22 protein-coding genes are annotated in these 21,727 nt (G+C 36.5%); 7 read left to right on the top strand and 15 right to left on the bottom strand.

What is annotated here, in order from left to right; translation table 11 throughout:
* Positions 1 to 127: 127 nt before the first annotated feature.
* Both H5119_RS17740 and H5119_RS17735 read right to left on the bottom strand, forming a co-directional pair.
* Positions 128 to 1,321, bottom strand: coding sequence for a sodium:proton antiporter (locus H5119_RS17740; RefSeq protein WP_182703175.1), 1,194 nt, complete (start codon positions 1,319 to 1,321; stop codon positions 128 to 130).
* Positions 1,321 to 2,532, bottom strand: coding sequence for a tyrosine-type recombinase/integrase (locus tag H5119_RS17735; protein ID WP_182703174.1), 1,212 nt, complete (start codon positions 2,530 to 2,532; stop codon positions 1,321 to 1,323). Before H5119_RS17735 ends, H5119_RS17740 begins: the two co-directional genes overlap by 1 nt.
* A 149-nt stretch (positions 2,533 to 2,681) precedes the next feature.
* On the opposite strand from H5119_RS17735, the gene H5119_RS17730 reads away from it, so the two are divergent.
* Entirely contained in the window at positions 2,682 to 3,245 is a 564-nt protein-coding gene (locus H5119_RS17730; RefSeq protein ID WP_182703173.1) for a YSC84-related protein, read from the top strand.
* Positions 3,246 to 4,158: 913 nt separating this feature from the next.
* Here H5119_RS17730 and H5119_RS17725 read toward each other — a convergent pair.
* The 5 genes from H5119_RS17725 to H5119_RS17705 all read right to left on the bottom strand — a co-directional run bounded on the left by H5119_RS17725 (position 4,159) and on the right by H5119_RS17705 (position 10,339).
* A complete protein-coding gene (locus tag H5119_RS17725; protein WP_182703172.1) occupies positions 4,159 to 5,220 on the bottom strand; it encodes a patatin-like phospholipase family protein in 1,062 nt (353 codons plus the stop codon).
* 128 nt (positions 5,221 to 5,348) lie between these two features.
* A complete protein-coding gene (locus H5119_RS17720) occupies positions 5,349 to 6,755 on the bottom strand; it encodes a sodium:alanine symporter family protein (protein WP_182703171.1) in 1,407 nt (468 codons plus the stop codon).
* Positions 6,756 to 7,168: 413 nt separating this feature from the next.
* A complete protein-coding gene (locus H5119_RS17715) occupies positions 7,169 to 8,182 on the bottom strand; it encodes a patatin family protein (RefSeq protein ID WP_182703170.1) in 1,014 nt (337 codons plus the stop codon).
* A gap of 282 nt (positions 8,183 to 8,464) precedes the next feature.
* Positions 8,465 to 9,454, bottom strand: coding sequence for an LLM class flavin-dependent oxidoreductase (locus H5119_RS17710; protein ID WP_182703169.1), 990 nt, complete (start codon positions 9,452 to 9,454; stop codon positions 8,465 to 8,467).
* A gap of 141 nt (positions 9,455 to 9,595) precedes the next feature.
* Positions 9,596 to 10,339 (bottom strand): siderophore-interacting protein, encoded by a 744-nt coding sequence (locus tag H5119_RS17705; protein WP_182703168.1) that lies wholly within the window; start codon positions 10,337 to 10,339, stop codon positions 9,596 to 9,598.
* Positions 10,340 to 10,473: 134 nt separating this feature from the next.
* Between H5119_RS17705 and H5119_RS17700 the strand changes: the two genes are divergently transcribed.
* The 3 genes from H5119_RS17700 to H5119_RS17690 all read left to right on the top strand — a co-directional run bounded on the left by H5119_RS17700 (position 10,474) and on the right by H5119_RS17690 (position 12,635).
* A complete protein-coding gene (locus tag H5119_RS17700) occupies positions 10,474 to 10,893 on the top strand; it encodes a MarR family winged helix-turn-helix transcriptional regulator (protein ID WP_182703167.1) in 420 nt (139 codons plus the stop codon).
* An 81-nt stretch (positions 10,894 to 10,974) separates the two neighbouring features.
* Positions 10,975 to 11,388 carry a S24 family peptidase gene (locus tag H5119_RS17695; protein WP_182703166.1) on the top strand — a complete coding sequence of 138 codons (414 nt, stop codon included), beginning with the start codon at positions 10,975 to 10,977 and terminating at the stop codon, positions 11,386 to 11,388.
* On the top strand, positions 11,376 to 12,635 hold the full coding sequence (locus H5119_RS17690; protein ID WP_182703165.1) for a Y-family DNA polymerase: 1,260 nt from the start codon (positions 11,376 to 11,378) through the stop codon (positions 12,633 to 12,635). The genes H5119_RS17695 and H5119_RS17690 overlap by 13 nt, the downstream gene beginning before the upstream one ends.
* A 20-nt stretch (positions 12,636 to 12,655) precedes the next feature.
* On the opposite strand, the gene H5119_RS17685 is transcribed toward H5119_RS17690, so the two are convergent.
* From H5119_RS17685 to H5119_RS17665, 5 genes are all read right to left on the bottom strand, one after another.
* Complete coding sequence (locus tag H5119_RS17685; protein WP_182703164.1) at positions 12,656 to 13,117, bottom strand: hypothetical protein; 462 nt, start codon at positions 13,115 to 13,117, stop codon at positions 12,656 to 12,658.
* A 209-nt stretch (positions 13,118 to 13,326) separates the two neighbouring features.
* On the bottom strand, positions 13,327 to 13,845 hold the full coding sequence (locus tag H5119_RS17680) for a DUF4240 domain-containing protein (RefSeq protein WP_182703163.1): 519 nt from the start codon (positions 13,843 to 13,845) through the stop codon (positions 13,327 to 13,329).
* Complete coding sequence (locus H5119_RS17675; RefSeq protein WP_007377588.1) at positions 13,845 to 14,036, bottom strand: YwbE family protein; 192 nt, start codon at positions 14,034 to 14,036, stop codon at positions 13,845 to 13,847. Before H5119_RS17675 ends, H5119_RS17680 begins: the two co-directional genes overlap by 1 nt.
* A 69-nt stretch (positions 14,037 to 14,105) precedes the next feature.
* Entirely contained in the window at positions 14,106 to 14,387 is a 282-nt protein-coding gene (locus tag H5119_RS17670) for a hypothetical protein (RefSeq protein WP_182703162.1), read from the bottom strand.
* A 15-nt stretch (positions 14,388 to 14,402) separates the two neighbouring features.
* A complete protein-coding gene (locus H5119_RS17665; RefSeq protein ID WP_077535320.1) occupies positions 14,403 to 14,615 on the bottom strand; it encodes a hypothetical protein in 213 nt (70 codons plus the stop codon).
* A 100-nt stretch (positions 14,616 to 14,715) separates the two neighbouring features.
* Here H5119_RS17665 and H5119_RS17660 point away from each other — a divergent pair, with 100 nt between their 5' ends.
* On the top strand, positions 14,716 to 15,522 hold the full coding sequence (locus H5119_RS17660; protein WP_182703161.1) for an ion transporter: 807 nt from the start codon (positions 14,716 to 14,718) through the stop codon (positions 15,520 to 15,522).
* 80 nt (positions 15,523 to 15,602) lie between these two features.
* Here H5119_RS17660 and H5119_RS17655 read toward each other — a convergent pair whose 3' ends face one another.
* Positions 15,603 to 16,721, bottom strand: coding sequence for a DUF748 domain-containing protein (locus H5119_RS17655; protein ID WP_182703160.1), 1,119 nt, complete (start codon positions 16,719 to 16,721; stop codon positions 15,603 to 15,605).
* A gap of 362 nt (positions 16,722 to 17,083) precedes the next feature.
* On the opposite strand from H5119_RS17655, the gene H5119_RS17650 reads away from it, so the two are divergent.
* Entirely contained in the window at positions 17,084 to 17,410 is a 327-nt protein-coding gene (locus H5119_RS17650) for a GGDEF domain-containing protein (protein WP_182703159.1), read from the top strand.
* A gap of 67 nt (positions 17,411 to 17,477) precedes the next feature.
* On the opposite strand, the gene H5119_RS17645 is transcribed toward H5119_RS17650, so the two are convergent.
* The gene (locus H5119_RS17645) at positions 17,478 to 19,382 is read right to left on the bottom strand and encodes a bifunctional diguanylate cyclase/phosphodiesterase (RefSeq protein ID WP_182703158.1); all 1,905 of its coding nucleotides are present in this window, start codon (positions 19,380 to 19,382) and stop codon (positions 17,478 to 17,480) included.
* Between the two features lie 198 nt (positions 19,383 to 19,580).
* Positions 19,581 to 20,714, bottom strand: coding sequence for an aspartate-semialdehyde dehydrogenase (asd, locus tag H5119_RS17640; protein WP_182703157.1), 1,134 nt, complete (start codon positions 20,712 to 20,714; stop codon positions 19,581 to 19,583).
* Between the two features lie 269 nt (positions 20,715 to 20,983).
* On the opposite strand from asd, the gene H5119_RS17635 reads away from it, so the two are divergent.
* Entirely contained in the window at positions 20,984 to 21,403 is a 420-nt protein-coding gene (locus H5119_RS17635; protein WP_182703156.1) for a hypothetical protein, read from the top strand.
* Positions 21,404 to 21,727 lie beyond the last annotated feature (324 nt).

Here is a 21,727-nt window from a genome sequence, read left to right as displayed (position 1 = left end):
AAATTTAGTAAATTATTTATTAAATACAAAAAGGCGCAACGATTAACTTCATCAGTGATGGAATAACCGTTACGCCTTTTTCAAATCTATTATTTTAATTATCTAATTTAAATAACTGTTTTAAAAACTATTTTTTAGCAAAACTATCAGCAATAGGTTTAGTGCTAATGCCATGTATAAATACACTAAACAAAATAGTCGTCATTGCTATTGTCGCTATTTGATATTTGTTTTCTATTTGCGTATCTATCACCATCAATGTAAAAACAATTGATGCTAATCCTCTTGGCCCAAACCACGCAAATGTAAAACGCTCTTTAATACTCAATGCCGTAAACTGCAATGACAACATAACTGGAATTATTCTAATTAATGTTGAGCTCAATAAAGCGTAAATTATTATTTCAGTATTTAATTTCGGAATAACTAAGTAAGCACAAACAAACCCGAACAAGCACCAAATCATTAACGATGTGAAATCTGCGATATGCTCTGAGTCTTCAATTAATTCTGTTCTAACTTCTTCAGTCGAAAATTTATCAAATAATAAACCGGCAATAAACACCGCAATAAATCCACTGCCATGAAAATACTGAGTGACAGAAAACACAGCCATAGCAAAACCGAGTAATAAAAACGGACTGGTATTTTGCGCAAAGTAATGACGTTTCATTGCAAAGTTTAAACTCGGTATAAAAACAATAATACTTGTAATAGCTATTAATAAAGCCAAGCCAAGCTCTCGGCCAAACACACTTAATGTTTGTGTTGCGGTAATAGCTGAATCTGGATTTTTAGCGAGTAATATAAATATTAAAAATATGGGCACGCATAATCCATCGTTCAAGCCACTTTCAGTATTTATCCCTTCACGTATTTTTTCAGGCACTTGTGTACTTGCTAGTAACCCTTTACTTAATGCCGCATCAGTAGGTGTTAAAATAATAGCAAGCAACGCTGCTTGAATAAGTGAAAGCTCAGCAAAGAAAAATAAAGCAACAGCAATACCGAGTAATAAAGTTAAGGGTAGGGCAACAAACAACAGTAAACTAGGATACTGAAAACTATGCCTTAATACACTCAACTTTGATTTTGCTGCATCAGAAAATAAAAAAATACTTAGCGTAAGCTCTATAAATGGTAATAAAAGATCAACGCCTTCTTTTATTTTATGCCCTTCGTTGGGTAGCATTGAAGCTAAACATATTCCGCCAACAACAAAAAACATTGGACCTGTTACTTCTGTTTTTTCTAACTGGCGAAGTGTTAAAGAATAAATTAAAAATAATCCGCCTATAAATGCTATTACTAAATACTCCATTAAATTTTCCTTTTAAGCCCTGACTTTGCTCGCTCTTTAATATTTGTTTGAATATAAATTTGATCGGTAGTCGCAATTTTAGAATGGCCTAAATCTTCCGATAAATGTTTAAGCGGTCTGGTTTGCGCATCGTGTGTGGCACCAGTATGACGAAGCCAATGTGCAGTTGCAGCGCCAAGTTGTTCTGCATCATCTTTAAAACCATCATCGAGTAATGATTGCTGTGCATAATCAAAACTTTGTTGAACTAAACGCCTAATTTGCCTTACGGTCATACCACCTTGCCCGCGAATTTTATGAACCAAAGGATCTGACTCATCAACACGGGGAAGGGCAGGTAAACCTCTGTATAGTCTATAACGTTTTAAATATTCAACAAAATCATCGCTTAAGGTTACATCTCGTAATTTATTCCCTTTACCCATTATACGTAAAAACCAAAATCCATCATTATCTTGCCAAAAATGAGACATCACCGGCGACCATTGTGGGCGCTCAGATAATTCTGAAATTCGTAAATAAAGACCTTTTAAGCAGGCAAGCGTAAATAAATTTCGCTCTAAATCAGGGTTATGTTCGCATAAATCACGCGTTACACCAAAAACGTATTCCCATTGAATATCACTTAATGTATCAGGAATTTGAATTTGTGATTGAACAACTAAATACGGGCTATTTTTTTTAACAACAGGGACAAAGTTCGCGAATGTTTTTTCTTCGAGTAGGGCAAACTTATAAAATACATTTAAGGCAGTAAACATTGCCGATAAAGTTTGTTGGCTGGCAGTCGATTCTTTTAGCATAAAAGGGCGCCAATTTTGATTTAATCTACGAATTCCTTGCTCATCTTTATAACGCCATTGCACTGAAGTTGCAGCCCATTCTTTATCGGGTTCGACCATAAAATCAACGTAAGCTTCAATATCTTCACGTTTTAAATCGAATACTGATTTTTCTGCTATTAACCACGACCATAAATAAAAGCGTTCAAGCTCATTTCGAAAACGACTATATGTGGCTTCTGATTTTCGGCCATAAACATATAAAAACTGATACAAGAATTTCAGATCGGCTTTTGATTCAGTTACAGTCAAGCCAATTTCCTGTATAAAGGATGCAAGTTCTGGGTATTCTGAATTTAGAGTACCGTCATCTAGATGGGCAATTTGATATCTTAATTGTTTTAACGTATCAACCAAAGCAACAAGCATAATGTATAAATATTCAATTAAATAATAGGCTTACAGAATAACGTTAAAGTCCGATACTGTCTAGTATTGGACATAGTAAAGCTCTAATTATTTTAATACTGTGATTATTCTATGGTTGTTGGTTGCTATATCTTATTAAGGAAAACATTATGAAAACACTAATTATACTAAGCGTACTTGCTTTAACTGTTACGTTAACTGGTTGTGCGACTACAGGTAGTGCATCACCAAGCGAAAAACGGTCACTTGTACAAAGTATGAAAGCAAACACATTAGATAAACTATACGCTGAAAAACCTGATGTTAAAAAACAAATTGCTAATTCGGCTGGTTACGCTGTTTTTGATAACGCGAACGTAAATGTTGTTTTAGCCAGTTTTGGTGGCGGTTACGGCGTGGTTAAAAATAACCTTACGGGTAAATCGACTTACATGAATATGGGTGAAGCAGGTTTAGGGCTTGGTTTAGGTGTAAAAGATTTTAACGTTGTAATGGTTTTTCATAATCAAGCTGCACTAAATAGATTTATTGAACATGGTTGGGCGTTTGGCGGAAACGCTGATGCAGCAGCTAAATATGGTGATAAAGGTGGCGCTGTAGTTGCCGAAGCTATTGCAGATCAAGTAACTGTATATTCTGTAACCGAAAATGGCCTTGCACTACAAGCTGTATTAAAAGGAACTAAGTTTTGGGTTGATTCAGAGCTTAATTAACCACCAAATTACTCTCCTAAAAGCGAGCTGGTTTGTATAATCACGCTCGCTTTATTAAAACCTAATCAATTTAACATAACGTAACTTATGAGTTGTTATATACTAGCCTTTCTCTGGCTAAAACAAATTCATTAACTTCATTATTAAAATTAGTTCATAGATAAATAGTACTGCTATCTATCTTAAAATCGACTAGTTTAAAATTTTCAGCTTTTCTAATGCAGAGGCTCTTATCTTTTAGTGAGATACTGAATACTTTGTTATCAATTACTTCGATGTACTTATACTTTTCATTTTTAGTTGAGGTACAAATACCCTTTTCAAAAACGACATACTTCCCAGATGCTCTATCATTCAGTATTTCATCCGACTTTAAAGTACCTCCAAAGAAAAAAACTGTTGGTAGAAATACCGCTGTAAACAACCCTATATGAGGTAAGGTTTTTATATTCGTCTTTCTAAGATTCAACATTACAACAATATAAACTAGACATGATATAAACGGATATATTCCTTTCAACTTTTCATAGCCGCTTGCTGTAGTACCTTAGTACCTTGTTTAATCATGATGAATATTATTAATGATGTATTTATAATAAAAATTATAGCTACAATAGAGTTTATTACTCTTTGTATTTTATTAGGGCCTTTTTCTAATCTTGTATTTTCCGTAATTGAATTACTACCTGCCGCTGTGCCTAAAAACAAAAGAAATATAAATACTGCAGGTAGCGCTGGGTATACGGTATTTTTTGCTATTTCAGTCAGTGTTATATAGGATAAAATATTTATATCAAATTTGAGCCAAAATCCCCATTAATATGAGATTGAACAGAATATTACATAAAAATATAAAATGGCTGTGATTGTTATTTTATTTTTTTCGATCATTACAGGATAACTCTTCAATTTATTATTTCCTATTATCGCAATAGTCTATATCTAGAACATTTTCTCTTTCAGTTAATTTTTTATCAAACGCCTCGGCTAACTTTTCAGTTTCACTAAGCACGGTGTTCCAATATTTAATACGCGTATCTGCATCAAGATCGGTAAAGTCGTTTCTGTCTGGGATTTTTCCGTACGGTAAGCTTGCTACAAATTCTTTTGATGGAGTAATCATTACCACGTTGTCGTAATTAAGTGGTGACACTTTACGTTTTAAATTTTTATCGAACCACCCTGCTTTTGGCTCGCTATTAAAATGCGGATATAAAATAAGTCCTGGATTATTAATTTTTAAATCAAAGTGGTAGTCAATTATTCCGCCGTCGCGATATATTCCTTGCGGCGAGCCTGCAATATTTTTTATGCCTTGCATAACAAGTGGTATTGAACCCGATGCAAGTAATGCATCTTTTAAATTATTTTGAGTAAGCGCTATGTTTTGCGTTTTAAAATTGTAGCTGTCGGTAATTGATAAGTCACTTGTTGCTGGGCCAAATATAAAACGCTCATATTGCGAGCCTAATAATTTTCGGTTAACGCGGTTTAACATATAACTTTTTGATAAACCCATTAACTGTATTAATTTATTTTCGCTGGCAATAAAGCCATTCGATTTTGCTACTATAAAGTGCGCTTTAAATGTTGGGTTATTTATAATTTCGGTTACGCCGTTATCGCCAAAAACATCTTCAAGTAATGCGCGCGCTTTTATTGTTATTTCACTAGGTGTTGGTTTATTACTTGAATACCTAGTTTGCGAATACGATTTTGCTAAGCGCTCAATCGCAGCAACAGGATCGTTTTGTGCAAAACACGCAGAGCGAAAAGCGCCAGCAGATGATCCAATTAAATTAAGTGGTTGGGTACGGTTTTTAAAAAATTCACCAAAAATATATTTATCTAAGCCAAATAATGTAAACCATTTAGGACCGCCACTTGCACCTAAAAAAGAGGTGAAAAGTTCAGGTTTAAAGCCCTGTTCGTTAATAATTTTAGCCGCTGTTTTCCCTGCGTGAATCTCGATCATCTAAAAAATTGTGCCTTTTATTTTGGTTGCTGTAGTTATTTCAATAACACTGAAAGTGAATATTTATGCAAAATAAAAAGCGGCTTTATGTTGCCATAAAACCGCTTTTTATAGTTAAGTATGCTGAGTTAGTCCCAAATGCCGTCTTCGCATTTACCCTGTACTTTTACATCTTTTACTTTAAATTCGGGCTCTAAACCTTTGTCTCTTTGTGCGTGGTAATCGCTCGTGACAGACAAAATAGTCGGCGTTAACAGTATAATAGCGATAACGTTAACCACTGTCATTAACCCTAAGGCAATATCGGCTAAATCCCAGACTTCTTTTAAGGTCGCCGATGCGCCCCACAACATCATTGATAAATAAAGCAAAGTGTAAATGCCGCGCCCTACTTTGTTGTCGAGCTTAAAGAGGTGCAAGTTACTCTCTGCATAGGCGTAGTTTGCCACCACCGATGTAAAAGCAAATAAGGTTATAGCGGCTGCTACAAAGTAAACACCACCTTGTGCTAAATGAGCGGTCATCGCGCTTTGTGTTAAACGAATGCCTTCCATTTCGCCGCTAATATCTATATCGGCTAATAAAATGATCACCGCGGTACAGCTACACAGTACGATTGTATCGAAAAATACGCCTAGCATTTGTATGTAACCTTGCGTTACAGGGTGATTAGGAATTGGGCTGGCACTTGCTGAAGCATGCGGCACACTACCTGCACCGGCCTCATTAGAATACAAACCACGTTGAATACCGTTTTTAATCGCAGCGCCCATTGCACCGGCGCCTGCTTCTTGTAAACCAAACGCTGATAAAAATATATCTTTAAGCATGGCGGGTACTTGCGTAAAATTTATAATCGTAATAATAACGGCGGCAAGTACAAATACAATGCCCATTATTGGAACAACACGCTCTGCAAATCGGGCAATTGCTTTAAAGCCACCGAGTATAATTGAGCCTGCTAGTACTGTAATAACTAAGCCTGAATAAAATGTAGGAACTTCAAACGCGTAATTAAGTGCGTCGGTAATTGTGTTAGTTTGCATTGCGCTAAACGTAAAGCCGTAACCTAAAAACAAACACGCGGCAAACATAATGGCAAACGCCCGGCTACCCAAACCTTGTTGAATATAATACGCAGGGCCGCCTCTAAACTCGCCGCCACTATCACGCACTTTATATACTTGCCCAAGTACACTTTCGGCAAAGCCTGTAGCCATACCCAATATGGCTATTACCCACATCCAAAATATAGCGCCGCTGCCGCCAAGTGAAATTGCCACTGCCACTCCGGCTAAATTACCGGTACCTACTCGTGCGCAAAGCCCTGTACACAACGCTTGGAATGAGGAAATATCGTCTTTTTTACATTTGCTGCTGCCTTTTAAAAGGCTAAACATATGTTTAAATTTAAGTATTTGAATTGCTTTTAGTCGTACCGAAAACCATATGCCTGTAAACAAAAGTATATAAATAAGTACCTGCCCTTCTCCCCATAAAAGGTTGTTTACACTTTTGACGACGGTATCGAACATTACTAATCCCTTTTTATTTATACTTTTACTTTATGTTAGCACCGACTTTAAACTCTGCATGTAGCGCTACTCAACTTTAAAACTCCGGCAGCTCATTATGCATTAAACATAATAGTGTTTAAGTTTGGCTTTACCCCATAGTGAAGTGTGTATTGATGTTTAATAATCTGTAAGCAAGCACATTTAAGACTGAATTTTATTTCTATAAATGTGAATAACAAATCACACCTACACTTTATATTGATTAGTTAAAAAATCAATAATATCTTTTTAAGATTCAGTATTTTGTTTTGCGCATAGGTGCGGGATGCAATAGTTTTTATTTTGATGCAATAAGGTTTAGGCGTAATGAGGATTAAGAATGGCAAAAAAATAGCGCATAAAGTTATGCGCTTTTTTGTAATTATATTTAATTAGTTATAGCTGTATTGTGTAGGTGCACTGTAATGGTTGTTGCTGTTAATCTGTAAATTTTGCATTGCTAAGTATGAGCGACCTGCAGCCAAGCCTAATTTATGATCAAAACGTAAATCGTTATTTGAACTACCTAATAATTTGCTATGCAGTTTTTCGTCTGCAAAAATTTGTATTATTTCCACATCACTTGGTGGGTTTGCAATAAACTCAAGCTCGTCTAAATATGCTTTCTCGTGCTGTATTAAGTAGTCCAATGTTTTTGGACAATAACCTGATGCAGAGGCAAGCAATCTTAGCTTTTGAACCAATGCAGATTGCGCTTGAAAATTAGCGTCAACCGTTCTTATTACCACAATTTTACGAGCGCCTCGGTTGTAAGCTTCACGCACGGGTAGTGGTGCGGCTAAACCGCCGTCTAGATAAAAATCGCTCTGTACTTGCTCTTCAGCAAGGTGTATTTCGTTAGCTGCTTTTGCGTTTAACCAAGGTGTTAACTTTACACCTTGTTTGTATAAAAACGGAAGTGCGCTAGAAGCCTTTAACAAATCACGCCATTGACCACTCTCACCTGTTGGCGATAAGTAATAAGCTTTTCTATCTCGTGCATTTGTTGCTGTTATAAGTAGTTCACGCTCACCTAAACTAGTTTTCGCTGTTTTGAAATCTATGGCTCTGTTTACCTCGGTGGTTTTGTCAAAGTACCAATCTAAATCGACTATGTGTTTCCCAACCAAGCCACGGCCTAATTGGAAAAAGCGTTTATTACGAGATAGTCCCCTAATTAAACGTTTAGCATAGCCTTTTTGACGCGCTAAGTAGCTGGTTAAATTTTGTGAGCCTGCTGAGGTACCAATGAATAAATCGAATGGGTCGTACTCTTGCTCTAACCACGCATCAAGTACGCCAGCTGTGAAGATCCCTCGCTGCCCGCCACCTTCAGCAATCAGTGCAACTTTTGGTTGCGCTGTTTTGTTAACTGAATTAGCTGTTGCACTATTTAGAGACTTCACGGTGAACCTACCTTTATTTAATGATGTTTGGTTTAATACATACATTATAAAAAATAAAAGTGATATCTTAAAATTGATTGTTTAAATCAGTTCGATTGATAAAATAGAACGGTATATAAAGCAAAATACATGCTAAAAATAGCAATCAATTTTACTTTGAATATTTAAATAACAAATACAGACATCACTTAAAGTTAATAAAATAAGTTAAAAAAGTTTAACTTTTGATGATGTCTGTATGTTAACAAGCCCAGAGTGTACGCTTGCTTAACTAACTATATTTTAGTGCTTTATTTCCATTAAAATTTCGAGTGCACGGTGGCGTTTTTCACTATCAAATACGTCGTTAGTAAATATAAACTCATCAACTTCTAGCTGTTTCGCTATCATCTCTAACTTGTGTTTAATACTTACATGTCCGCCTACTACGCTTAGACTTAAAAAGTTCTCTACATGAGCGCGTTCTTGTTCGCTCCACAACCCGTCCATACTCTCAACAGGTGGTTTTAGCCACAGCTCGTTACCGCGTATAAGTTCGAGCACACGTTGCTTAGAAGTAGTCGACAAGTATTGCGCTTCATCGTCGGTGTCTGCTGCCACTAAAGGCAGTGCAAGCATGACGTATGGCTTATTAAGTACGCTTGATGCTTTAAATTCGCGCTTATACAACGCTATTGCATCGTGCACAAAGCGCGGTGCAAAATGCCCAGCAAATACATACGGTAATCCTTTTTGCGCCGCTAACTCCGCGCTAAATAAACTCGAGCCTAATAACCAAATAGGAACATTTGTGTTCTCACCTGGTATAGCACGTATAGGATGCGTACCGTTGTAAGGACCTAACAATGTTTGCAGCTCAGTTACTTCACCTGGGAAGTTTTCTGCGCGGCTCATATCGTTATTTAGCGCACGACTCGTTACTTGGTCGCTGCCTGGTGCTCGCCCTAGTCCTAAATCTATTCGCCCAGGATATAAGCTCTCTAATGTACCAAATTGTTCAGCAACAACTAATGGGGAGTGGTTTGGCAGCATTATACCACCTGATCCAACGCGTATCTTTTTGGTATTACCCGCTATGTGACCAACCAAAATAGAAGTGGCCGCACAAATTATACCTGGCATATTATGATGCTCAGCAAGCCAAAAACGGTTAAAGCCAAGCTCATCAGCACGTTGGGCGTATTTAGTACTTTTATGAAGAGTGTTAGTAACGCTGTCCCCTTTGATCATGGGGGCAAGTTCTAATAACGAAAAAGGAATGGAATTTAACAAAATAGCAGCTCCTAAAAATGCATGCTAATAATGGATTACATCATTAACATAAAACACTTAAATGGGTTTGCAATTAGCTCAATTCAAGTTACGCAGAGGTATTAAAGCAAAATAGGTATATGTTATTTTGCTCTAAGGTATTCAGGCAAGCTGTGCATCACGTTGGCGCTGCTTTTTATAGCCTTCTGAATCTACGCCTTTTTTCCAATAACCTGAGGAAACAATATTACTGCGCGGTATATTAAATTGCTCTATTAACAATGCTTTTGCTTTGCGAACAAGCCCAGCCTCTAATGCCATAAATACAATGGGAGGCTCTACTGTAATGTACAAACTTTTAAGTGCGCTTAGCATTGCTGTATCAGCACTATCGGTGATTACCCAGTTTATGTCGCGATTTGTTTCTAAATCAATAATATCTTGCTCAGTAGGCGCATGTACAAAAGCATCAATTTTTGAAGTTAAAGGTAATTGCTGCACATACCCTTTTATTGCATTTACCGATGTTAAATCGCCTAGCAATACATAATGCGAATGCGCATAATTATCTAGCTTTTTAGGGCCTGGCCCTGCAATACCTAGCTCGTCGCCTACTTTTGCAATTTTAGCCCAGTCAGTTGCAGGGCCTTGGTGCATATTTATAACAAAATCAAGTGTTAGCGCACCTGTTTGTGCATCTACATGCCTTATTGTATATGACCGTACACAGGCTGTTTTTAAGTTAAAATCTACTTCACCATTTTTTGGGAACAGTACTTTTACATAGTTACCAATGTACTGTGAGGTTAAGTCTTTAACATCATCAGAGCCTACAACAATCCGCTGTAGGTGGGGTGTGATTTGCTGTGTACTTAATACGTTGGCTTTGCGAACTTGTTTACTCATGTATTACCTCGTTTTACAAAACTTAGACTTTAATACCAACCTGCTATAAAAAGCAGGCATTGCACAACGCCCCATTGGTTGATAAAATCAACTATAACAAGTTGATTGACTTTGTCAACCATATTGAGGGTTCTATGAATACGCCTTTATCAAATACGCTGTTTGAATTAATGCAAAATTACCGCGTCACAATTCGCGAAGCAATTAACGCAGGCGAACTTGGTATTAATGCTATGCACGTACGCTGCATACATATTATCGCAAACGTAAATAACTGTACGGCCAACGATATTGTTACTAAAACGCAGCGTGACAAAGCGCAAATAGCACGTTTAGTTAAAGAGCTGATTGGCTTAAATTTAATTAATAAACAAGCGAGTGAGCACGATAAACGCTGTTTTATTTTATCGCTTACAGAGCAAGGTAAAGTTCTTTTTGATAAATTATTAGCCTCAGAGCAAAAAATAAATAATCAAATGTGTAAAAACTTAAACCCTCAACAAATCAAAGACTTTTTAGATACCGCACAACAAATGATCAAAAACATGGATTGATCAGCCATACATTTCTTGGCATAACTTACATAAAACGCATATACTGTACATTTATACAGTATATGCGTTTTAGGTTGTGTTATGTTTGTCATTCCCATTTATATAGAAGCAGGCGTGTGTGGTTTTGAATCACCCGCAGCGCAGTACACCGAGCTAGGTATAACCCTTGATGAGCTTTTAATAAAGCATCCAGATGCTACGTTTATTGGTATTGCATCGGGTAACTCTATGCAAGAAGTCGGAATTTTTGAAGGTGACTTATTAGTTATCGACCGTGCAGAGCCTGCAGAAAATGGTGACGTTATTGTTGCTAACTTAAATGGCCTTTTTGTATGCAAACTACTTGATAAAACCAATGCAAGGCTGCTTTCAGCTTCTTCTTTACATAAGCCTGTACAACTAACCTCTGCAGACGAGTTTCAGCTAGAAGGCGTAGTAACGCTATCAATAAGAATGCACAGACAAAGCCCAGAGTTACTAAAATGTACGCTTTAGTTGATGCTGTGTCGTTTTATGCCAGTGCCGAAAAAGTATTCGACCCTGCTATTCGATCTAAACCCGTAGTTGTACTGACCAATAATGATGGCTGTGTATGCGCTATTTGCCCTATTGCTCGGCGCTTAAATATTCCTAAATTTGGCCCGTACTTTAAAGTTAAGCATTTACTAGAGCAAAACAACGTTGTTATTCGCTCTAGCAATTACGCGCTTTATGCTGATTTAAGCGACAAGATGATGAATATTATTGGCCGCTTTTGCGATACTCAACACATATACAGTATTGATGAATCGTTTTTGCACTTTAATGGCTACACATCGTTAATTAAAGGCTGGCATGAATACGGTCATACAATAAGGCGCACAGTATGGCGCGAGACAAAACTTCCTGTAGGGGTTGGCTTTGGGCCAACTCCAACTCTTGCAAAAGCAGCTAACCATGCCGCTAAAAAGTTAGATGGTTTTAATGGCGTAGCCGTTATAGATAATGAAGTAAGTAGGCAGGCTATTTTGCAAAGAATGAGTTGTCAAGATGTATGGGGGATAGGTAAACGCTTAGCAAAAAAACTAAAAATAATGAATATACATACTGCCTGGGATCTTGCTCAGCAAAGCCCTAGAGCAATGCACCGTGCATTTAGTGTGGTTGTTGAACGTACAGTAAGCGAGCTTAACGGGATAACATGTTTAGACTGGGATGATGTACGACAAGACAAGCGAGAGGTTTTTTCGACCCGTAGTTTTGGAGAACGCATATGTGAGCCAACAGCCCTTAAAACGGCGCTAATTAACCATGTAACCACAGTGGCTAATAAACTAAGAGCGCAACGTTCGCTCACTCACCAGCTTTATATTTTTGCAGCCAGTGGCGCGCGCGAAAACAGATATTATAAAAAGTCGTTTGTGTATAATTTCCCCTCACCCACTAACGACACCTGCGTGATGGCTAATGCTGTATCTGAGGTATTTAATAATATTTACCAACCGGGAATCCGATTTTATAAGTGTGGTGTGGGCGCAGTGGAGCTAATATCAGAACAGTTTCAGCAAAATGACTTATTTAATAAGAGCCCTGATAATCCAAAGCTTATGCAATGCCTAGACACAATTAACAATCGATACGGTAAAGGAATGCTTAGTTTAGCTAGTAGTAAATTAAATGACCGGTGGCACATGAACCGTGATTTTTTGTCGCCGCAGTACACCACGCGTTGGCGCGATATCCCTAAAATATACTGCGAATGATTTGCTACTTACTAGATGCTTTATTTACTTTCATCTGCTTTTTTAAATGTACACTCTACACTGGGTTCGCTCAATGTGTACTTTAGTGTGTTATCAGCTAAGAATCGGATACTTTGGCTAATTGTTTTTTCGTTTATTGCATCTTCACAACGGCTCATTCTTAAGCCATTTTCAAGACCATCACTTTCATATTTAAGTGTGCTGGTTATAAAACAAAAGTTTGGTTTTTTAATGGTTCGGGTACCATTGTGGAGCGATCCAAATATAATTTGCTTACCTAGTTTAAAACCCGCACTTACATCACCTTCATCTGTCAAACTCAAATTACTATTAACACATAATCCAGAATTGGCCGACACAACTTCGTAGGCACCCAATTTTGATTTTAAAAGTGGTATAAAGCGGGTTTTATTGCTTGGCTCAGAAAAAGCATTTACGCTTGTAAAAGCAACTGTTAATAAAGCGAGTGTTATGTATTTCATTTTGTAGATATATCCTCGTGAGTCAGCGTGTTAAATAATAGCAAAATGCCTAATCACTTAGCTTTTATAACTTTTAACAACTATAACAGAGATTTACTATAAAAGAGAGAAGTCGCACTACAGGAAGTAGATACTGCATTAACAATGCATTTTGTTGTTGGTACTGTTTATATACGGACTCGAACAACAAAATGATTAACGTGCTATTGCTACTGCCAGTACTTTGCAAATAATAAAGGGTAGCTTTGCTTTAAAAACTTAGGTTTATCTTTAAAACGTTTACCGTTGGGTTCATCGCTGCCTGATGGAATAAACGGTAATTCATCTTCATTGCGATCTTCAAATAATAAACCAGCAATTAAGTCATATTCATCGATGTATGGATAAGGTTGCTCGTTTAAATAGTAAACAGGCGTACACTGTGCAATCGAGTCGGGATCCACTAGCGCATTTTCAAAAACAGTTTTACCTCGAGAAATTAACCAACATCTAAACTCACTAAAACCGTAGTCGTCATTACATCCAGCCATTACAAAAGCGGCACCAAACAAATCCCAGGTAAAACATTTACGCATATGTATGCCAAAATGCTTATCAAAATCAATTAGGTGTTGATCGCTTAAATCATTAAGTTTAGTTTTTAGGTTATCGCTCACACTTTGTGGGTCGAGTCCTAAATCAGGTGTTGTTACTAATTCCCAAAAAGCCTGCTCTGTTAACGCTGCCATTATAAAATCTCTTTTACTCGGCCAACTTGACCATCTTCTAAACGTACTTTAATGCCGTGTGGGTGATTTGGTGATTTTGTTAAAAGGCGCTCAACAACACCTTCGGTTAATGTACCGCTGCGTTGATCTTCTTTTAATACAATATTTACTGTTATGCCTGGTGAAATTTGCGAACGCGTAGGAACGGCCATAATTGAAACCTTTAAAGTAATTTATGTAATTATAAACATCACTGTGCTGTCAAACCAACTAAACCACTATTAATTGGCAAAAAATAAAATCTGTGCTGGTTTAATATTCAGTTTAATACTCGCCAACTGCGTAAATATGATATCCGCTAATTCGTCAAGCTGAGGTTTAGCAGCGACAAGCGCAATATCGTCATTAAAATAGCACTGCACCTTTAACGTGCTCACCTCATTACTTAAATCGACTGTGTGTGTTAAATAATTAAAGCCAACTACTGTTTCTTTTATTGCTTCACACGCAACAGTTAATGCTAAGCGAATTTGTTTCTCTCGCTGCTTTTGTGTTTTAGTCATAAATAATCACGCAACTTATTTCGTCTCTGCTTTTTGCTTTTTTTTAAACTCTTCGTAATTAGAGTCTTGTTTATTTAAGCATTCATAATATTCTTTATCTGCTTTATAGTTACATTCATTAAGCCGCGCCGATTGAACCTCATGAAAGCGTGCGTCTGAACTGCAACCAGCTAACAGGCACAATCCAATAATTGGCAATGCACTATTTTTTAGTTTATTGATAAACATTAAATTTCCTTACACTTTCGATATCAAAAAAGCGTTAAATTATGGCAATATTATTGTATATTAGCGCGATAAAACCTTACTTTTCACAGGACCCCTTATTATGATGTCGCAGTTACAAACGTCGTTTCAGCGTATAGACAAAAGCAAGATATTTCAATCATTTGTTATAGCTGTCATTATTGTTTCTGCCCTTACTGTAGGTGCACATACTTATTCACTCCATCCAACCGTAGAGCTTGCCTTAAATTGGATGGACATTGGCATTACCGCCTTTTTTTTAATTGAGTTAGTAATTCGCTTTATTGCAAGTAAAGGTATAAAAGACTTTTTTTCTAAAGGATGGAATATATTCGATACCATTATAGTACTTGGCAGTTTATACCCTGCTGCAGGCTCTACTATGTTAATTGCGCGATTATTACGAATATTTAGAGTGTTACGATTAGTCTCTATGATCCCAGAGTTACGCTTATTAGTAAACTCACTACTCAAAGCAATTCCACAAATGGGTTATATAGCCCTGCTCATGTTTGTTATTTTTTATATTTACGCCGCAATGGGCAGCATGATGTTTGCTGATATTAACCCTGTTCTTTGGCAAGACGTATCCATTTCAATGTTAACTTTGTTTAGAATAGCCACGTTTGAAGACTGGACCGACATAATGTACGAAACAATGGCGGTATACGAGCTAAGTTGGATTTATTACCTTACGTTTATATTTTTAACCGCTTTTGTGTTTTTAAACATGATGGTAGGTGCAATTTTAGAAGTTATGGGTGAAGAGCATCGTAATGCACGAGAAGAACTCGCAGATAATAACTCTCTGCCCGCAACACAAGGGCAAGTAAACGAATTAAAAACGCAAATTGCGGAGTTAAAAGTAATATTAGAGAAAAAGGCCTAGATCTGTATAAGTGGCACCTGTCTCTATAAGGTTTGGTGCCACTTAAGATCCATTAGAATAAACCGCCCTATTCATATTTGCTATTTTTCAGCTTGCTGCTTTTTTGTATTTTCAAATGATATAACGTCATCTATTTTCATATTAAATGCATCAAAAAAGGCATTTTTAAAAACCGATACAATAGCTTGAAAAGTCGAAACATCGGCATTATTTAATTGCCCTTCAATTGGAATACGTGCTGCAACGAGCTTTGATTCATCGTTTTCAAGTATGCTGCTGAGTAAATCAACACTTCCCTCAAATATGGCTGTAAATACCCCATCATCATCTTTTTCAATGTCTTCACGCCAAGAGAAAACACGCAAGTTTTGAACGCCTGCTTTTACGTAACCCGTTAAATTATTATTTTTTGCTACGAGTTCCATAGCGCCATCTATTCCACCAGCTTCAATATCAAACGGTGTATATACTTTAAACACAGTGTCGAGGTTTTTAACTGAAAAGCGTTGCACTTCAGCATTTAAATCAAAATTAGCCTGTTTGCTAAAAGGATTAAGCTTGCCACTGAGCTTTAACATCGCCTCTCCCATTAGTTTTCCTTCAATGTTTAACGATGTTACAAGAGAATTTTCTAAATTTTGTGCATTTGTGATGTTTTTAATGCGAGCATTAATATTTGATAAAAAAGTGGGTTGCTCCGTATTGTTAATCACATTAACTAACGTTACGTTTCCTTGTTTAACCATCAAACTATCAATAGAAAACCACACTAAATTATTTGCAAGTCCAACCCATGTTGTTTCATCTTTTACTTGTTGATTTTGCTCTACTGTATTGGGATCTTTATCATAAATAACAATTTCTGGGCGGGTAAACACCATGTTAGTCACTACATTGCCTTTAAGAAGTGCTGACCATGCAAGTGAAAAATTAAGTGTTTCTACACCAAGTAATGGTTTAGGGGCAGAAACGGAATCGACAGCATAAATTTCTATATCATCAATGGCATAGGCCCCTTTGTATAAAAACAAATCAACATCGCCTACATGTCCAGTAATACCTTGAGTGTGTTTAAGTTGATAATTTACATAATACTGAATCGCATGAGGTGCAGCGATCCTGATAATAAGGAGGATTGATAAAACAATAGCTAAAAAATTAAACCATTTACTAAATAAAAGTTTAGAGGTGAAACCCATTTTAATACCCTTTATATGCAGCTCTGTAAGTAATTAAAATATGTAAAAAAACATACAATTGTAAAAACACCACGTATATATGATTTAAAAAAACCTAATAGCAGGTTATTTATCGACAAAACGGCTCTACCTAGGTTTTACAGCAAGTGCTATACCAGTGTTATAAATAGCCCTATTTATTAAACAGCTAGCTGTGATCATTCTAAACCATAAGCAAAAGTCACTGCCCGCAGAAATAGGTACCTCTATAACTTATATTTTATGCGAAATACTTTTATTTTTTGCAGCTACGCTAGCACTTATGCAAGGCAGTAAAGTTAATCTCGAATACATTGAGTTATATAACCTTATTAATTTTCTATATGAGCTTAATTTATTGGGATATAGATAACTATAAAAAGATAAATAATGATTACGGACACGCTAACGGCGATTTAGTGCTCATTAAAGCGGTGAAAAGAGTGTACAACGGCATAAATACGAATGACTTATTTGGCCGAATTTGTGGTGAGGAATTTGTTATACTCGCAACTAGTGGCAGTGAAGAAGAAGCTAAAGCAATACCAGTACAGCTAAGACTCGCGTTAGCAAATAACCCTTTTCGTCTTAACGAGCAATCTATTAATGTCACAGCAAGCTTTGGGGTTATAAATATTCAATGTAATAAACAATGCTATAAATCAAGCTGATAAATCATTATACAGCGCTAATACAAAGGTAAAAACACCGCCATTTATAGGCCGTGTTAAATTAAATCTAAGTCGTGTTATGTATTTTAAGCAATTGAAGGGCCTTAGTAAATTTCACTGGTTTGCTAAATAAAAAACCTTGATATTTATCAATGCTTAAGCTTTTCAGTAACGCTAACTGAGCACTATTCTCTACCCCTTCAGCAACAACTTGGCAACCAATCATATGAGACATTTGAGTCACAGCAGACACTATATTTTGATCTGTTGAATGCTCACAAATATTATCTATGTATGACTTATCAATCTTTATATTATCTACTGATAGCTCTTTTAAAACCGAAATTGAAGAAAACCCCGTTCCAAAATCATCGATAGAAATGCGCACCCCAGTTTCTTTTATTTGTGTAATAACCTTAGATAAATACGCTAAGTTTTTTATCATCACCGTTTCTGTAATTTCTAAATGTACATTACTCGCAATTACCGCTTTTGTTTTTATTAGACTAGTAAGTAAAGATAAAAACTTATAATTTTCCAATTGTAATACCGATACGTTAATTGAAAGCGCGACACTTGAGTCAATTGCATTTAGTTCATTTAAACTCGCTATTGCTTGCTCAAGAACGAACTCACCAAGCATATTAATTTTTCCGTAGCGCTCTGCAATATCAATAAACTCCGAGGGTGGTATATATTCATCATCAAACTGCCAGCGAAGTAAGACTTCAAACGCGGTTATTTTTTCATCCATAATATTAACAATTGGTTGATAACAAAGATGAAAGTCGCCTTTATTCACAGATTCGTCGATAGCATTACGTAGCATGTATTCTCTTTTTAATGCTTGGTGCATTCGATCATCAAATACCGAGACTTCGTTACGGCTTTTTTTACCCTCATACATTGCAACATCGGCGTATTTAATTGCTTGCTCAAGGTCAAAATTTTCACGTGTAAAGTATAGGCCGACTTTAAAAGAAGGTTTAACTTGGTAACTATCCAAAGTAACCATTTGAGTTAACGTTTTAACTAATTTAAAAATACAGTCATAAAGTTCATCTTCAGTACTATTGCGTGAATAAAAAATAAATTCATCTCCCCCCCATCGACAAGCAATAAAGTTGCCTTGTGATTGTGTTTTAGCGAGTCGCTTTCCCGTTTGGGCTAATACAAAATCACCAAATTCATGGCCATATTTATCATTGATGATTTTAAAATCGTCCATATCTAAAAATAAAACAGCTTTAATATCATTATTTTTATTAGCTAAATCAAGCTCAACATTAGAAACAAAACTACCTCGATTGAATAATTTAGTAAGGTTATCTTTTTGCTCTAGTAGAATGACTTGCTCTGTGCGCAGTTGTACTTCCTTTTCTAAATTTTCAATAAACTGGTCTAACTTAAGTTCGTTATTAATTGATGACTTTACATCTTTTGCAGAGCGTACAGCGGTAACAAAACACAAAATAAACCATAAAACGAGCCCTAAAATACCTAAAATATTTTCATCTTCAATAGGCTGTAAAAGTAATAGAATACTAAAAGGGACCAACAAACAGGTTATATAAGACAACGAAGATCGAATGTCGGAGGCTAAAACGTTTACACCACCACCAGCTAATGAGCTGAAAACAACTAGGGATACAAACTTTTCCTGTATTTCCATTTTCTCATAGAACAAGATAGGAAACGCAGCCCACGTAAGCGCGGTAAGTAGTAAGCCAATAAAATAAAGATGATATTTTATAACGTTTTTATTACAAAAAAATAAATGGCTGGCAATCCGAAGGAGCGAAATAAACGTTAAAGTAAAAAACCAATAGAACTTTTCTTGAGTTGCACTGTGGTTAATACTACTAAAAATAATAAAACAAGAAACAACCGTATTGATAGAAATTGCAGAACTAAAATATGAGCTAACAAATGCTAAGCGTTTATTAGCAAAATTATTTATCTGGGAGGTCATTGATGCACTTAGTTAAGCTATTTCTTGGGAGCAACAGTTTACTTAAATTCAATAATAAACAAAAGTGAGCATTCATAAAAAAGTACTATTAAATTTCTATTGAAATCGATGCATTGTTTAATACTTTACTAAAAATAAAAAGGGTTAGCGCTTTGCCAACCCTTTTTATCGATGCTTAATGACTAAAATACATTACCACTAACCAACAATAATGCGCAGCATGCGACGAAGTGGCTCTGCTGCTCCCCATAAAAGCTGATCGCCGACTGTAAATGCGCTAATGTATTTTTCTCCCATTGCTAATTTACGAATACGGCCAACAGGAATGCTCAAAGTGCCTGTTACTTTCACTGGGGTTAAATCTGTGGTGCTAATTTCACGTTGATTAGGGATAACTTTTACCCATTCATTATGAGACGCTAATATTTGTTCAATTTTTTCAACGCTAATGTCTTCACGTAGCTTAATGGTCATCGCTTGACTATGGCAACGCATAGCACCAATACGTACACACAAACCATCAATTGGCACCGGCTGTTTAGATGAGCCTAAAATTTTATTGGCTTCAACCTGCGCCTTCCATTCTTCTTTAGATTGGCCGCTTGGCATAGGTACATCAATCCAAGGAATTAAGCTCCCAGCTAAAGGAACGCCAAACTGATCGTGCGGTAAATCGTTTGCTGCCATTTTTTCACTCACTATTTTATCAATTTCTAAAATAGCGGAGCTTGGGTTATCGAGCTGCTGTGAAACACTTGCATGAATAGCGCCCATTTGTGCAATAAGCTCTTTCATATTACGTGCACCGGCGCCAGAGGCAGCTTGGTAAGTCATTGGACTTACCCATTCAATCAGGTCTTGTTCAAATAAACCACCTAAAGCAAGTAACATAAGTGATACCGTGCAGTTGCCCCCAACAAACGTTTTAACACCTTGCGCTAAACCTTGTTCAATTACATCTTTGTTTACGGGGTCAAGCACAATAATACTGTCGTCGCTCATACGCAATGCTGACGCCGCATCAATCCAGTAACCATCCCAACCCGACTCGCGAAGTGCAGGGTATACCGCATTTGTGTAGTCACCACCTTGACAGGTAATAATAATATCCATTTTAGCAAGCTCGCCAACATCGCTTGCATTGAGCAATGGCTTTGCATCACCCGCTAAATTGGGGCCTAATTGGCCGGTTTGAGAGGTGGTAAAAAAAGTGGTGTCGATTAGTGCAAAGTCATTTTCTTGTTGCATTCGCTCTAATAAAACAGAGCCAACCATGCCGCGCCAACCAACCAAGCCTACTTTTTTCATTGTTTGTTCCAAAGTTTGAGTCATAAAAATTACCTAATTCATTAAAAATTAAAATTCATTGCGTGAGATTTAATTTTCATTAACGTCAAAATAACACCACCAGCAGCCTAAAACTAGTGAATAAACTGTAACTCAAATATTTTTCATGGTGCGAAAAAATACAATGATATAAAGCGATTATTTTAAACTTTAATAAAAGCTTAACTTTGTTGAAACCTGTATTTACCAAGCTTAGTAGGCACATTGAATAAAGACGTTTTGTGTAATTCTATATTCAACTAAAGGAAAAGATAATGAAGACACTTACTTTCGCTCTACTCGCTTTAAGTTTAGCATCACTTAATGTATTTGCAGATACAACGCTTTCAGCAAGCACAATGACATTAAAAGAAAATGAAAAAGTCTCTTTTAAACGCGCAGAAATAAATATGGAAGAGCAACAAGGCGTACTAGTCAAGACTGCAACAACCTATTACAGCCCAAAGGTATGGATAAATGGGCGCTTAGAGCAGTTTTTTGTGGGCTCTACAAATGGGAATCAATTTTGTGAAGAGCGCGGCCACAACCAAGAAATATCTGGAAGCACAATTACTTGCGGAGAGGATGAAAGCGCCTATGGAGACTTCGATTGGTATAACCAATCATGGGGCATGAAAAGCACGGGCAGTAAAAACCAATGTTATCAGCTCTATGCAACTATAAAATGCCAATAAAATATCAAACTAACAAAGCCCTGTATTAAATGCAGGGCACGTAACTATTGACTACTTTAGCTGTAATGGCTCACATCAATATTGACAGTGTAGAAGTGAAATTACAATCAAACCAAGCGTACAGTTATAAGCATCCAATTAATAATTGCGATGTATGAAATTAATATTTAATTATCTAGTGTACATTCGAAACGTTCCTAGTATCAAGGCTTTAACTCGCAGATTATCCGCTTTAGAAAAAGATCGTTTAAGAGAAAAAAACCGACTTGAAGCAAGTGAAATCAGCGATGCTCATGATAGAGTATTACTCTCAATTACTCGTAT

Source organism: Pseudoalteromonas sp. SG45-5 (assembly GCF_014164085.1).
Classification (GTDB): domain Bacteria; phylum Pseudomonadota; class Gammaproteobacteria; order Enterobacterales; family Alteromonadaceae; genus Pseudoalteromonas; species Pseudoalteromonas aliena.
The sequence above is the reverse complement of the archived record's forward strand: the minus strand, read 5'-3'. Positions and strand labels throughout refer to the sequence as shown.

What these genes read in the sequence shown, in the direction of transcription:
- H5119_RS17670 (WP_182703162.1), bottom strand. Translation starts at nt 14,387, where the DNA reads ATGACTAAAACACAAAAGCAGCGAGAGAAACAAATTCGCTTAGCATTA.
- H5119_RS17650 (WP_182703159.1), top strand. Translation starts at nt 17,084, where the DNA reads ATGAGCTTAATTTATTGGGATATAGATAACTATAAAAAGATAAATAAT.
- H5119_RS17735 (WP_182703174.1), bottom strand. Translation starts at nt 2,532, where the DNA reads ATGCTTGTTGCTTTGGTTGATACGTTAAAACAATTAAGATATCAAATT.
- H5119_RS17645 (WP_182703158.1), bottom strand. Translation starts at nt 19,382, where the DNA reads ATGACCTCCCAGATAAATAATTTTGCTAATAAACGCTTAGCATTTGTT.
- H5119_RS17675 (WP_007377588.1), bottom strand. Translation starts at nt 14,036, where the DNA reads ATGGCCGTTCCTACGCGTTCGCAAATTTCACCAGGCATAACAGTAAAT.
- H5119_RS17725 (WP_182703172.1), bottom strand. Translation starts at nt 5,220, where the DNA reads ATGATCGAGATTCACGCAGGGAAAACAGCGGCTAAAATTATTAACGAA.
- H5119_RS17705 (WP_182703168.1), bottom strand. Translation starts at nt 10,339, where the DNA reads ATGAGTAAACAAGTTCGCAAAGCCAACGTATTAAGTACACAGCAAATC.
- H5119_RS17730 (WP_182703173.1), top strand. Translation starts at nt 2,682, where the DNA reads ATGAAAACACTAATTATACTAAGCGTACTTGCTTTAACTGTTACGTTA.
- H5119_RS17665 (WP_077535320.1), bottom strand. Translation starts at nt 14,615, where the DNA reads ATGTTTATCAATAAACTAAAAAATAGTGCATTGCCAATTATTGGATTG.
- H5119_RS17685 (WP_182703164.1), bottom strand. Translation starts at nt 13,117, where the DNA reads ATGAAATACATAACACTCGCTTTATTAACAGTTGCTTTTACAAGCGTA.
- H5119_RS17740 (WP_182703175.1), bottom strand. Translation starts at nt 1,321, where the DNA reads ATGGAGTATTTAGTAATAGCATTTATAGGCGGATTATTTTTAATTTAT.
- H5119_RS17695 (WP_182703166.1), top strand. Translation starts at nt 10,975, where the DNA reads ATGTTTGTCATTCCCATTTATATAGAAGCAGGCGTGTGTGGTTTTGAA.
- H5119_RS17700 (WP_182703167.1), top strand. Translation starts at nt 10,474, where the DNA reads ATGAATACGCCTTTATCAAATACGCTGTTTGAATTAATGCAAAATTAC.
- H5119_RS17660 (WP_182703161.1), top strand. Translation starts at nt 14,716, where the DNA reads ATGATGTCGCAGTTACAAACGTCGTTTCAGCGTATAGACAAAAGCAAG.
- H5119_RS17720 (WP_182703171.1), bottom strand. Translation starts at nt 6,755, where the DNA reads ATGTTCGATACCGTCGTCAAAAGTGTAAACAACCTTTTATGGGGAGAA.
- H5119_RS17690 (WP_182703165.1), top strand. Translation starts at nt 11,376, where the DNA reads ATGTACGCTTTAGTTGATGCTGTGTCGTTTTATGCCAGTGCCGAAAAA.
- asd (WP_182703157.1), bottom strand. Translation starts at nt 20,714, where the DNA reads ATGACTCAAACTTTGGAACAAACAATGAAAAAAGTAGGCTTGGTTGGT.
- H5119_RS17680 (WP_182703163.1), bottom strand. Translation starts at nt 13,845, where the DNA reads ATGGCAGCGTTAACAGAGCAGGCTTTTTGGGAATTAGTAACAACACCT.
- H5119_RS17655 (WP_182703160.1), bottom strand. Translation starts at nt 16,721, where the DNA reads ATGGGTTTCACCTCTAAACTTTTATTTAGTAAATGGTTTAATTTTTTA.
- H5119_RS17635 (WP_182703156.1), top strand. Translation starts at nt 20,984, where the DNA reads ATGAAGACACTTACTTTCGCTCTACTCGCTTTAAGTTTAGCATCACTT.